General features: G+C 33.0%; 11 protein-coding genes and 1 pseudogene. 1 reads left to right on the top strand and 11 read right to left on the bottom strand.

Annotated elements, in window-relative coordinates:
• From CP352_RS10165 to CP352_RS10120, 10 genes and pseudogenes are all read right to left on the bottom strand, one after another.
• Positions 1–468 (bottom strand): annotated as a pseudogene (locus CP352_RS10165) (putative ABC transporter permease); the annotation flags it as partial.
• 98 nt (positions 469–566) lie between these two features.
• Entirely contained in the window at positions 567–1,634 is a 1,068-nt protein-coding gene (locus CP352_RS10160; RefSeq protein ID WP_098034942.1) for a peptidase, read from the bottom strand.
• A 145-nt stretch (positions 1,635–1,779) separates the two neighbouring features.
• On the bottom strand, positions 1,780–2,016 hold the full coding sequence (locus CP352_RS10155; RefSeq protein ID WP_057727028.1) for a hypothetical protein: 237 nt from the start codon (positions 2,014–2,016) through the stop codon (positions 1,780–1,782).
• A gap of 283 nt (positions 2,017–2,299) precedes the next feature.
• The gene (locus CP352_RS10150; protein WP_098034941.1) at positions 2,300–3,505 is read right to left on the bottom strand and encodes a site-specific integrase; all 1,206 of its coding nucleotides are present in this window, start codon (positions 3,503–3,505) and stop codon (positions 2,300–2,302) included.
• A 61-nt stretch (positions 3,506–3,566) separates the two neighbouring features.
• Positions 3,567–3,806: an AlpA family transcriptional regulator gene (locus tag CP352_RS10145; RefSeq protein WP_065990955.1), complete on the bottom strand. Its 240-nt coding sequence runs from the start codon at positions 3,804–3,806 to the stop codon at positions 3,567–3,569.
• Positions 3,772–4,206, bottom strand: coding sequence for a hypothetical protein (locus CP352_RS10140; RefSeq protein WP_065990953.1), 435 nt, complete (start codon positions 4,204–4,206; stop codon positions 3,772–3,774). Before CP352_RS10140 ends, CP352_RS10145 begins: the two co-directional genes overlap by 35 nt.
• On the bottom strand, positions 4,199–4,993 hold the full coding sequence (locus CP352_RS10135) for a replication initiation factor domain-containing protein (protein ID WP_065990951.1): 795 nt from the start codon (positions 4,991–4,993) through the stop codon (positions 4,199–4,201). Before CP352_RS10135 ends, CP352_RS10140 begins: the two co-directional genes overlap by 8 nt.
• 113 nt (positions 4,994–5,106) lie before the next feature.
• Positions 5,107–5,883, bottom strand: coding sequence for an ATP-binding protein (locus tag CP352_RS10130; RefSeq protein WP_098034940.1), 777 nt, complete (start codon positions 5,881–5,883; stop codon positions 5,107–5,109).
• On the bottom strand, positions 5,867–6,403 hold the full coding sequence (locus CP352_RS10125; RefSeq protein WP_098034939.1) for a hypothetical protein: 537 nt from the start codon (positions 6,401–6,403) through the stop codon (positions 5,867–5,869). The genes CP352_RS10130 and CP352_RS10125 overlap by 17 nt, the downstream gene beginning before the upstream one ends.
• On the bottom strand, positions 6,396–6,887 hold the full coding sequence (locus CP352_RS10120) for a hypothetical protein (RefSeq protein WP_098034938.1): 492 nt from the start codon (positions 6,885–6,887) through the stop codon (positions 6,396–6,398). The genes CP352_RS10125 and CP352_RS10120 overlap by 8 nt, the downstream gene beginning before the upstream one ends.
• Before the next feature lie 421 nt (positions 6,888–7,308).
• Between CP352_RS10120 and CP352_RS10115 the strand changes: the two genes are divergently transcribed.
• The gene (locus CP352_RS10115) at positions 7,309–8,037 is read left to right on the top strand and encodes a hypothetical protein (RefSeq protein ID WP_098034937.1); all 729 of its coding nucleotides are present in this window, start codon (positions 7,309–7,311) and stop codon (positions 8,035–8,037) included.
• Positions 8,038–8,044: 7 nt separating this feature from the next.
• Here CP352_RS10115 and CP352_RS10110 read toward each other — a convergent pair whose 3' ends face one another.
• Positions 8,045–12,760, bottom strand: a complete 4,716-nt coding sequence (locus tag CP352_RS10110; protein ID WP_098034936.1) for a type ISP restriction/modification enzyme — start codon at positions 12,758–12,760, stop codon at positions 8,045–8,047.
• Between the last annotated feature and the right edge of the window lie 145 nt (positions 12,761–12,905).

Raw genomic sequence — 12,905 nt, 5'->3', positions numbered from 1 at the left:
CATAATAATGGTAATACCCACAGCTAGCCAGCCATGAGTTATCTTTTCTTCATTATTAATGAGCTTCTGAATGATTGGCTGAATAAATTTTACTAATAAAACTACACCAACGCCCCAAAATAATGAAATCATTGGGGCCACTCGACCTTGAATGTTACCCCATAATTTTGAATAATCCCAAAGCTTCATGTGAAAGATTGTCTCTAATAGCCAACTAGCCACAAATTCGAAAATAGTGGCAACGATAGTCCCTACTATAAATAAAAGGAGCAGGTTATCTCGCACGTCTTTGGTACAAATTAAAATTGTAGTAACGGCGAACCCATATACGGGGCAGTAAGGACCAAACAGAAATCCCCGATAATCATAATGGTGGTCTTTGATCGAACAATAAAAGGTTTCCCAAAGCCAGCCGATAACTGAATAAGTAAAAAATAAAACAATAATTTCTGAAATAGTGTACGGCATGTTTGTTTCTCTTTCATGATACAAGTTTATCTATCTCAATAATACGTGAAAGAGTCTATTTTGGCTATTGAAAATCCGTATTTTAGTACAAATATAGATTATTTTAAGAATTTTGTTCGAACTGTCCACCCTGCAATTATTAAAATTATGCCCAATACGCTGAGCATAACACCGGCAGTTTCACCAGCTTTAGGTAATTTTGCCTTAATTTCTGATGTGTCACTTTTAGGGAGTGTGACATGAGTATCGTGTTTTTGCGACTTAGGCGAGATAGTACTTGCATTGTCCTTAATCTCGTCTTTATCTAGAGTAGTTTTTACTGAATCAGAATCTATTTTAGCCGTGGATTTTACCTCGTTAGCCTTAGTATCAAAACCAGTCAAGCCTTTGACAGTTGGAGTGCGTGAAAGGTTTGTATTTTCTGGGGAAGCTTGCTGCTTTTGATCTTTGACCTGTCCTTGAACTTTTTCACTTCCTTTATCTGAAGTAGTTTCTTTTTTATTAATAATCAGCTCTGCTAGACGTTTAAGCCAATCTTCAGAGCGTTCTTCATTATTTTTAGATTTTTTAATTAACGAAATTTGATTATCATCTCTAAACGTAGATTTATGTGGCGCTTCAATGTTAAAATTCTTATTACTTCGATCGTATTTAATTTCTTGCTCGTATTCTTGAACTCGATCATCGCCCAAAGTAAAGGACTGACTCACCCGAAGATAATTAGGCTCATTAGGCTCTGCTTCCACCTTGGTTCGATACTTAATCAAAATTGTGCTCTCTGAATACTTCTTAGCAGGAAATTCAGCTGTTAATTTGTTTTTCTTCAATTTAACTAAACTAGAATTTTGAATAAAATTATCATTCTTAATTACTTCAATCGTATCTGGATCTAGAACTAAGCCTTCTGGAATTAAATTTTCCAACTTCAAATCACCAGTATATTTTTCTTTCTTGGGATTCAGCCTTATTTCCCAGGTAATAAAATTTGTCTCTTGGTCATAATGACCTGCCAAACTATTATCAGACTGGTCTTTTGGCTTCTCTTTTTTGTCAGTAACTGCAATCTTAGGCATTGTTTCGTTTTGCTCTATTGCCGCATTTACTGCGATATTTTCTTTAATTAATAAGGCAGCTAAGACTGCGCTTCCGATCAATAACTTTTTCATTCATTTTTCCTCACTTCAAACTTGATCAAAGAGAGTATATCTGAATTAAAATATTAAAGATATTGTTTTGACAACGAAAAAAACAAAAAGTCGACTTTTGTACCCAATAAGTGGAACAAAAGTCGACTTTTTGTATCATAAATTACTATTTTTTTCCTAACCAATGCAGGTTGCGTTTATTCTTTTTTCGCCAAGCAAGTTCAACTAAAAAACTAATAATTAACAAAGCAATTACTGAAATCCAAGTTAAAGTTTCGTGGTTGAGAATTGTCTGAATAAACAACAAAGCAAACAAAGCTAGATTTAATACAACAGAGCAAATCAAAATCCAGCGCTTGGCCCCAGTTTGTCCTGCAATGCGCAAGTGGCCTAAGTTAACCATGGCATACACCAATAAAAAGGCTAGGCTGGCCATCTCACCAACAGCTGATAATGGGAAAATTTAGCAAACATTCCTAAAACCAAATCATATAAAGAATTGTAGCAAATTACTGTTACGAGTCTTTTTTATTGCACAAAAAAGACATGGCTTTTAAACCATGTCTAACACATCTGTTATGCTGACTAGAAGCTTTTAGTTCAACACTTTTAAGCCTCATAACAGCAACATTTATAAGTCTTTCTTTACGTTTAAATGTGCTTTTAGTCAACACATTTAACTATTTTTATCCTATTAATAACTGGGTCATTTGTTTATCTATATCTGGATTGATTCCAACATAAGTATTCATAAACATTTGGAGTGAATGTCCCATTTTCTCAGCTGCCCATGGATATGACATCCCTGGAGTATTGGCCAATTTAGTACACATCGTATGTCTAAAAGAATACATACTTAACTGTTTTCCATTAGCTTCAATTCCTAGCTTTTTGCAAATTTCTTTAAGCATATCATTAATACTCTTCTGCCTAATTGGTCTGTTACTAGATATACTTTTATAATCATGCAAGTTGATAAAAACTAAGTCTAATGGATTATCAAGTTCATGTTCTTTTAGAAAGAATGACTGCTTGTCCTGGTAGCGTTTGAGCAATATTATAACTTCTTCAGGTACAGGTGGTAATACCCTAGAATAACCTTTAGGTCTTGCCTTTAAACTACCGTTAAAATCACTCATATAATCTGACCAACTGTCATTAATCTTGAAAGTCCAAGCATTATTTTCAAAAACTACATTACTAAACTTAATAGCCTGTAATTCTCCTATACGCATTCCCGTGTAACTCTCAATTAAAATAGCTAGTTTGCTACTCCAATTCATTACAGAACTATGCTTTAAATCATTTTCAATTAAAGCTCTAATTTCATTTAACTGGGTATCAGTAAAAATGTACCAGTCTTTTGAGATTGAAAATTCGTTTTGTCTAAAGAACACTTTCAATGGAGCTTCTGGCACTGGATTTTCTTCTATTCCTTTACCTTGAATTGATTTAAAGAAATTACGCATATGGATTAAACGTTTAGCAATAGTGGAAGATTTGCTAACAGTTGTTTTGTGCTTGTCTACGTAGTCATGAGCATATCTTGAAACTAACGCTGTAGTAATATCTTTAACTTTAGCTTTTCCAAAATATTGCTTAAAAGCATTAGCTGACTCCTGCCAATTCTTCAAGGTAACTGGGCTAATTGAACTAGCCCGTTGATTAACGTACCTCTGAAATGAATCAGCAAAAATTGCATCCCCTTCGCCTAGATGAAGATTAGCCTTATATTCTAACCACATAGCCTTTTCTTTTTCCTTGGCTTCCTTACGTGTATCAGCATATTCAACAGGGATGGCTACTCTTTTGCCAGTAACAGGATTTACGGGCTGTATTCTGATTCGATACTTTCCTTCATATTGCCCTTTTTTGATTTTTAAGATTGCCATTTTATTTATTCTCCTATTAAAAAAGGAGCACTAAATATGGTACTCCTAAATTATAAGCTGACTAACACTTCCCTTTCAAATTAAAATCATCAATGTAATCGATCCAAGCTTGAACTTCACTTGCTAAGTAATACTTACGTCCTCCTGCATAGTTTCTATGTGTTGGACACTTCTTCAGCTTATTTACTCTAGCAGTAGCTTGGTTAGACTTAATAACTCGCCAAAGAGTTGTTTCACTCATCCCTAGAGCTTCTGCTAAAGCTTTTCTATTTAACCAATTTTTTCTTTCTTGGACTTTCATTTGGTAACCACCCCTTTGCTTCCTTATCACCATGTTTTTCAAACTCAACTTGGCTAATTTGATTTAACGTGTCATTCAAATTAAATAATCCCCTGGTTTGCTTTATTTCTCTAATCTGCTTATTAACCAATTTAGAAGGATAATAATGCCCTGGTGTTTCAGCATCCCTCAGATAGAAATTCAAGTAGTCAAAGAAGGATTTTAATTGTTCTTCGCCTAATGCTTGTTTTATTTCATAGAGCGTTCCCGCCGAGCCTCTATACAAGAATGTTATTATCTTCCTGTATAAAATAAAATCACCATTGGTTTTTATCTCTTCTCCTTTATAATTAGGTGTTTTAGCAATTTCAGCAATTTCTTTCCAAAAAGGAGTTAGTTTGTAATCTTTTTTCTTAGTCATGATTAAACACTAATTTCCAATGCTTATTAACGTAACTAGCTAAGTACGGTTCAATATCATCTTGAGATAATGTCGAAACCATAGCACCAATGTTATGACACTCTCTATTTTTGAACTCGCCTTCAACTCTTACCCAATCATTGCAATTAATTGCCAGTGAATGAAAGATTCCTTTTTTGTTCATCTGCTCAAGCTTTTTATTGTAAATTCGCAAATAAGCATCTGAATATCTGCTCCCAACATAAATGGTATTAATTTCATCACTTCTACCAATGTATTGAATTCGATTAAAGTTAATTCTTTGCTTTATGGGATTAATAAATACATATTCTCCTGATTTCAACTTCTCATAAATTGAAGTTACAGAATAGCCGTAATTAATTAAATCAATAGCAACGTCAATTCTTGTTGCGTGACCCTTAAACCGTTGATAGATTACAGTAATAATATTTCGCCAATTAACGTCAATTCCATTAAGCTGGCAAATTGATTCATAAAGATATTTCCCAGTCGCAGTAAAGTCAATTAATACTCCCATATCAACACGAGCTGGATTATACATTACCGATATTAGTCCACCTTGTTCACTAGCTCCCCATAGTATTGAATTAGTATAACCATTTTTCCCTGTTGGTTTTATAACTGGTTCATCGAAAAGTAATTTAAATTTGAAATACCTATTAATTGCTTTAATTACATTTGGTTCATCTGTATCTTTTAAGAAGCTTTCATTAATTGGAATGGTAAAACGAATTTGATCAATTTTTATGTTCTTTATTGCTTTCATTTTTGAACCTGCACAACCCCCGTTCTACTAAGCGGGATAAGCTGCAAAAAGCTTTCCATTTGGACGGCTCTGCCGTCCATTTTTGCAGCCCATTAGCGGAAAACCTTTTATTTTTACCATGGCCAATATTCTTCAGGTGCAAAATTATTATGTTGAAACTTTTGATTTAGTTTTTTTACTACTTCAGGTACATTTACTTTGCTCATATCTGGCGCAATAAACGGTTGTGGAATCATTGTATTAAAATGATCATCATAAATAAGCCCATGACCCGGTATATTCTCAACAATTGGTATCTCATCCAAGTTACACCCTGGAAAAGCTAAATTTAAACTAATTCGATCCAAATTTTGCATCCCTATTCTGGTTGAAAATTCAGAAGAAATATTTCTTTCTAGCACATCTGCTGTGAGTCTTTGACTTGCTAAAATAAGGTATATGCCGCCCATCTGGCGACTTTTATAGATCAGTTGTTTTATATAACTTATGATTTCATTAGCTGTAGCTTTTGTTGATTCGCTTAAAGTGGCGGAAAATTCGTCAAATATTACAACAATAGGTCTCAAATTATAATCAACCCAATCATTACCCCAGTTTCCTTGATGATTTTCGTATCTCCGATTCATTAATTCTGTCAGTATTCTAAGCGTTTTAGCAACCTGATTTGGAGTTGCACAAACCTGATCAGAGTTAATAGAGCTATCCTTTAAAGAATAAAAATCTGACCTCTTGGTATCAAAAATCAAGGGATATGCCCCTACTGACATTAGCTTTAACATTAAATATGACACTAACACCGACTTCCCCGAGCCTGGCTTACCAACTGTAAGGACTCCGGTTGAGCCTCTGATATTAATTTGATAATCATCTATGTCAATCAAAGTCTTCACTCATGATCACTCTCCCTCTATTTCTACGTTTTCGGATAATATATTGCTTAGCAATACTACCTGTTGGGATAACCTCATATTCTAACAACTCACGCTGAAGAATAGGGAGAAGATCTACATTAGCATTTGGACACCCATGAGGTTCAAACGTAAGTAGATAAGCTCCATTTTTCCAGGTGTCAAGACAGAAGATCGGGGCTCTAACTATTTTGTTATAACCAAAGATAGTCCGATATAACGGTTTTCTTTCTTCGATCAGCCTAGCTGTATGCATTGTGTTGTTTACTGGGGTAATAATCCATCCAAACTTATTGTTTCGATAAAACTCATACAATGCTAATCCAGCTTCTGGGATAAAGGCTACTATTAAGCTAAGGAGTAAGCTTCCATGACCAACCAGACTAGAAAAAAGCCACCAAATTAAGACCAGTATCTTCCAAGTCAATGTAATTACACCAAATTCTAGAGGACTGACACCCCAGGGATACTTACCATCAATTTGAACCAAGTGACTACTCATGATTCATAGCCTCCTGAACACTAACATTTAATCTTTCAGCCTTCGATGCATTTAGCGTCTCACCACCCATGTAGGCGTAATGGGCAATATCCTCAAACCTTAGAATAATTGGCTTAGCTTGTTGTAACAGTACCTTGTCAAGCTCTTCCTCATTAATAACAGGCTTAGCATTTTTCACTTTAATTTGAATTAAATCTCTAAATGCTCTAGCCTTGCGTGAAATCACCCGTAACGTGTAAACAGATGCAATCTGTACTTCACCAGTTTTGGGATCTGTACTTTCTTGCTGTTCCACCGCCATCAGAAGGTAACTACTTCCTATAATCATTGGTAATACCTTGTCTAATTGTGACTGTACAGGGGCAGTCTTTGATTCATGTACGGGGGCAAAAGTACTTGGCTTGAAGTTACCTTCACTGCTCAAACTGCTGCCTTTAACTTGAGCGTTAGCTTTTTTAAACTTAGAATTAAGATTTTCTACCATCTTAAAGTCCTCCTATGTTAACTACAATTTATGTTTTGAAATCAGCTGAACTTCAACTGACATATTTAGATTAATTTGAAACTGTTAATTTGTTAGTAACTTGAAAAAACCACCAGAAAACTGGTGGTTTTTTTCTACTTTGATTTAAATATCTACTCTATGTAGGAATATTTCTTATTCTAACTAATCAAATATTTGTGAAAAAATATCATTTTTGCGTTTTAAAAGTAAAAATTAAGTACCTCTATTTTTGTTTTTTAATAAATTCAGTGATTATTTCAAAACAAACTTTAGATTTTGAACGATTCTGAATAAATCATAAAATTTAAAACTTGTATGAAAAAATTACTATTGAGATCTCGTAGTAATAACTAAACGGGACAGGTACCTGTCCTTTGTAAATAAGCAAAGGACATTATTCATGAAACTTAAAATTAATTATCTCAATACTATTAACTATTCGTTGATTCTCAATGGTTTGAAAGAAACAAGTTATCAATATTCTAATTTTTTCCAAAAAAATCATCCTAATGATAACTTTCTATATAAAACATTAACCAAAGTAGACCAACTAATAACTTTGGCTAACTCCAAGCGCAAGCTAAACGACAGTGATAGAAATATTCTATTGCCACTACTGGATTTAACTGAAGAAGAAGTTAAAACTAATTACCTTGTCGATTCTTTTCAAACAAAACAATATGTGCGTATTACAACAATCAATGAACTAACTAATTTTCTTCAAACCAAAAAAGGATTTTCAAGATTAATTGAACAAATAGAAAAAGGAGATGATGGATTAGATTTTAAGCAATATATTCATAAATCAAAACAAGTAGCTTACATTAGGAATACCAAGCTATTAATTGTGATCTTTAATTTATATTTATTAAAAACTCATACTCAATTCGATTCCACTAGATGGGATGCAACTTCCTTAATTGAAGTAATGAAATCAACGATTAACGATGCTTTTGAATATACTCGAATAACCGATCCTGAAGCCACTAAGAGAATTGCATGCGAATATTCAAACTCCAAGGCTGAATCTTTGAGAAAAGAAATTAATGATGAAAAAAATAAAGAAGACAAATTATTGTCTTCTCTACGTGTTACTTTTGAGCAAATTACTTCTTTAAATAAGCTTTAAATGCCCTTTACTTTTCAATCGCTAATGGTGGTAATTGATTAATCAAATCAACTGTCTGTACGGAAACATTAATGATCCTCAAAAGTAAATTGAAGATGTATTTTGGATCATCACTGTAATCATTAGGATCATCAGTAATACCGGATTTCTTGTCTGTTTTTACTTGATATTGATCCATAATCCACTCAATAGCAGACTTTCCATTAATGATATATTGATAAGCCTTTTCAGGGATAGCATCAATAGTAATACTGTCATTAAAAATAATTGTTGAACGATCCTTTTCTAGCTTACCTTCAGCATTACGCCTTTTAGCAAATTTCATCTTTTTAACTTTATAGTCCGGTTCACCATGATACATTATTTGACATTTATCATACATAGGCACAGTTTCATAATTAAGATGAAGATCTATTAACTTTTTACCTACCTTAATATAGTCTTTCTTAGGATAAACTGGCGGTATATGAGCTAAATCTTTCTTCAAATCATTAGCAAAATATTTTTGATAATCTGGTGAATTCAATAAAGCATATATAAATGGAATGACTTCTTCTTTAGTCAGCCCATTCTTTTTAGCAAATTCTATATTTATGTTATCTCTGTTAGGTATTAATTCATTTGAAGGCTGATTATTGAATTCTATAAATCCTTGACCCTTTTCCATTAGATCAAGATTTGGCATGCAATTAATTATAAGTGCAGAAAATGATCTACGTATTCCTCTTCCAGTAGTATAAATAACTTCATTTTCTTTTCCCCACTTAGTTAAATATTGGCCTGGCATTTCTACAATATTTTTATCATACATCAACCATTTTTTAGTAAACGGACGATACATTTCTAAATGTAGATTTTCAGAATTAAAAGTTATTTTTTCACCTTTTTTAAATTTATTATCCAGAGCTCGAGTCCACTTAATCTTAGTACTATCCCTCATAGTAGACTTCTGACCTTGTCCACCATTTTTAGTAACCTCAATATTATAGTTATCAACCATAAGCTTAGAATTAGTTAGGACTTTACTCTTAGAAAATCCAGAAACCCAAATATCACGATTTGTACTAATACCAACTGCATTAGACAAAAATGGTGAATTATTTTCACCTGAAATAGAAGGATATTTTTGATAATTTGGATCTCTTAGATTAATCCAATCATTATTTTGATCAGGCTTCAACACAGCCCAATCCATATTGCCTATTGAAAAAGAACTCTTGATTTTATCTAGTTTATCTTTTCTTGATAAATAATCACCAATATCCCAGTACAACAATTCATGCACACTTGAATTATCTTTAACCAAAATAGTTATAGCTACTCCTGTTAAAATATTAAAAATATTTTGACCTTCTACTCTTGCTAAATTCCCCACTTTACCTTTGATAGCACCACGTAAATTAAAAACATAAATATGATTGTATTCTTTATATATACTTTTACGCATTCCATCTAGTGATCCTTTATCCAAGTATCCAGAATTAGTAATAAATCCTATAATGCCCTTTTCTCCTATACGATCACTAGCCCATCTAAATGCTTTTATATAACTATCATAAGAACTTTTACTCAGATTAGATTTACTTTCTTTTACATAAGTTTTTTCAATTTGGTATTCTAATTTTGTATAGCTGACATTTTGATTATCATCATTAGCATTCTTTTGTCCTACAGAATAAGGTGGATTAGAAATAATAGCAGTAATTGGTACTTCTTGTTGTTTCTTTAGTCTCTCATTGTTCGTACCAAACATATCATCATCAAGAGTACCTTCACGTTCAGTACTTTCAAATGTATCAGTTAGGACTATACCATCAAATGGTTTATAGCCTCTTTCTGGTCCATTAATTTCATCAAAAACGGCTTCAATATTGATTGCAGCAATGTAATAGCTTAAAAGAACAATTTCATTAGCATGAAGTTCATGAGTGTATTTCCGTAGTATATCATCATAAGTAATCTTACCTTCATCCATTTGTTCCTTTAGATAATATAATGTTCTAGTAATAAAGGTCCCAGTACCAGTAAAAGGATCGAGGATATGAACATTCTTACTTGCTAAAGATTTACCAAAGTACTTATTCAAAGCCCAATCAACTGAATGAACAATAAAATCTACAACCTCAACAGGGGTAAACACAATACCCATAGATTCAGTTACTCGAGGAAAAGCAGTCTTAAAGAAGCTATTGTAAAGTTGAATGATAAAGGTTTGTTTTCCTTGAATATTATCAATTCCAGATGCACGTAATTTTACTGAATCATAGAAAGGTTTTAATTGTTCCTGCTCTTTAGCAAACCCAAAGACCTTAAAAGCGGAAATAATATCATTCATTGACTTAGAAACAGCATTATTTCTCACAAAGTCATAACTACTAAATAGAGCATTAAACACAGGTTCAGTAATTAAATGCTGAGCCAACATTTCAATGGCTTGTTCTTGGTCAATAGAATCATTAATGTTAAAGCGTAAAGACTTAATAAACTTATTAAAAGCTAATTTTGCGCCTTGATTGCTATTAATCAAATCTTTAATTCTACGCACATACATAGTGGCAATATCAGCAACGTCTTTTGACCAATCTTCTAAATATCTTCTATCACCAACATGCTTAACGACTTTACCATAGAAAGCATCACGCATTTCCATCCAATCTTCAGGGATGAAACTAAGTTGTTTACTTTCTGGCTCGTTGTCTTTGCCTTCTTCTTCAGTTACGGACTTTTTAGGAGAGGAATCTACCCCGATGAAATTAATTCTTCCTGATTTTTTCTTATTCAAATCTAGAGTATTAACTTCAGCATCAAAACGTTCATCAGTAGAACGTAGAGCGTTAAGTACCTGCCAAACTTGTTTATATTTCTTGTCATTATCTAGAGCAATGTTAGGATCAACTCCATTAGCTACCACAATTGGAAGGATGATGTAACCATATTCTTTATCATCTGCTCTACGCATAATTCGCCCAACTGCTTGAACAATATCAACTTGAGACTTTTTAGGGCTAAAGAAAATTATTGCATCTAAATTAGGTACATCAATTCCTTCAGTCAGGAATCTTACATTAGATAGAACTCGAGCACGATTTTCTTCAATATCGTCATTACCTAGCCAGTCAATTTGAGTTTCTTTTTCTAAGGCATTTAAGCCACCATCAACATGGTGAACATCGACATGAAAGCTATTTTCAGAAATATTATTATCGTCAGAATCTGAATCTAAGTAGTCATTAACCACTTGATTAAATTCATTAGAAATAGTTTTAGAGTGTTTAATAGTATCAGTAAAAGCAATAGCTCTTTTCATTGGTGCACCGGTAATTTCACCAGTAATACCATCACGCTTTACCATGGCATTCCAAACACCAATAATTTTTCCAATATCATCAACTTTCAACTGATTATCTGCAGACATAAGTTTTTGCATATCTTTATTTACGTAGCTTTCACTTACAGCCAATACAGAAACTTTATAATCAGTTAAAATTCCTTGAGCAACTGCATCCCCAAAACCTAATCTAAAGATTTCATCACCATAAATAGATTTATCATCCATTGAGGCAACAACAATACTATTTTCCTTTGCTTTCTTCTTAGCATTTTGATCATAAATCTTAGGCGTAGCAGTTTGGTATAAGCGTAATTTAGCTTTTACATTAGTGTTCGAATGAACCTCAGTAAATGTACTATCTTCATTAAGTGCCTTTGCACCTGTTGTTCTATGAGCCTCATCAGCAATGATTAAATCAAATTCTGGATAACCTAATTTTTGAGCATCTTCAACAACCTTAATTGATTGATAAGTTGAAAATACTACTCTCATATCACTTGGAAGCTTGTGTTCTTCTACAAGTTTATAATGATCTACTAAATCCTGAACGTTAGTAGTTGGCTCAAATCCTATATCTTTAGCACCTAAATCATCATCTTCTTTACTCTTTTTCTTATTAGCTTTAGTATCTGAAACAACAGAAAAAGAAGTCATATGAATAGAATCTGAAACATCATTATTCCAAGAAAACAGAGTTTGTGATAATAGCTGAATACTTGGCACAAGGTAAAGTACATTAAAACTATCCTTCTTTTGTTTCCGCATCAACGCTTCAGCTATCTTTAAACTAGTAAAGGTCTTACCTGTTCCTGGAGCCATAATCAACTTACCACGATCATGAGTAGCAAAATATTTAAGTGAATTATCAATAGCAGTTGTTTGATAATTTCTAAGCTGTTTTGGCTTTCTATCAGAAAGGTCTTTATTTTCCTTAGCAAATTCAAACTTTTGCCAATCAAAATGAGCATGACGAAGCTGGCTAAGTCCAATAATACTAAACGGTTTAGTCGTATCCTCTAATTCAGCTTTAGCATTACGATTCCAATCATCAGTAGATGAAACTAAAATCCCGGCTGAATACTTGGTCTTACCTGTTTCAGCGACAAAAGAATCAATCCCAGCTTTACTTACTTTGCCTTTATAAAACTTAGCTTGAACAGCAGTTAAATTGCCATCATAATCTTTAGCAACAATATCTACGCCAGTATCACGCTTAGAAATTTCATATTTAGCAGGCACTTCATTAAGCATCCAAACGTCTTCAAATTTTTGTTTATAAGCTGGTTCATTTTTTAGATAAGCAACAACCATTTTCTCAAAAGCAGTTCCTCTATCACGCTGTTTATCCAAATTTTCATCTATCTGATTAACTAGTTCATCGAATGTGGCCATCTTTTTCTCCTAAAATGTGTAAATATTTAATTATATTATACATATTAGCCTAAAAGTGATTTATTGAGACTGTAAAATAGTTTGTGTAAAGATGAATGATTCCTTAAATTTATTTCTTTAAACATTAGAAAAAGGAGTTCCTTTC

It is taken from the genome of Lactobacillus sp. UMNPBX1 (genome assembly GCF_002554085.1).
GTDB classification, from domain to species: Bacteria; Bacillota; Bacilli; order Lactobacillales; family Lactobacillaceae; genus Lactobacillus; species Lactobacillus crispatus.
This window is presented reverse-complemented; position numbering and strand designations above follow the sequence as displayed.

Excerpts from the sequence above, each read along its gene's own strand:
- CP352_RS10145 (WP_065990955.1), bottom strand. The coding sequence starts at position 3,806 with ATGAAAGTCCAAGAAAGAAAAAATTGGTTAAATAGAAAAGCTTTAGCA.
- CP352_RS10120 (WP_098034938.1), bottom strand. The coding sequence starts at position 6,887 with ATGGTAGAAAATCTTAATTCTAAGTTTAAAAAAGCTAACGCTCAAGTT.
- CP352_RS10160 (WP_098034942.1), bottom strand. The coding sequence starts at position 1,634 with ATGAAAAAGTTATTGATCGGAAGCGCAGTCTTAGCTGCCTTATTAATT.
- CP352_RS10140 (WP_065990953.1), bottom strand. The coding sequence starts at position 4,206 with ATGACTAAGAAAAAAGATTACAAACTAACTCCTTTTTGGAAAGAAATT.
- CP352_RS10135 (WP_065990951.1), bottom strand. The coding sequence starts at position 4,993 with ATGAAAGCAATAAAGAACATAAAAATTGATCAAATTCGTTTTACCATT.
- CP352_RS10125 (WP_098034939.1), bottom strand. The coding sequence starts at position 6,403 with ATGAGTAGTCACTTGGTTCAAATTGATGGTAAGTATCCCTGGGGTGTC.
- CP352_RS10150 (WP_098034941.1), bottom strand. The coding sequence starts at position 3,505 with ATGGCAATCTTAAAAATCAAAAAAGGGCAATATGAAGGAAAGTATCGA.
- CP352_RS10110 (WP_098034936.1), bottom strand. The coding sequence starts at position 12,760 with ATGGCCACATTCGATGAACTAGTTAATCAGATAGATGAAAATTTGGAT.
- CP352_RS10155 (WP_057727028.1), bottom strand. The coding sequence starts at position 2,016 with ATGGTTAACTTAGGCCACTTGCGCATTGCAGGACAAACTGGGGCCAAG.
- CP352_RS10115 (WP_098034937.1), top strand. The coding sequence starts at position 7,309 with ATGAAACTTAAAATTAATTATCTCAATACTATTAACTATTCGTTGATT.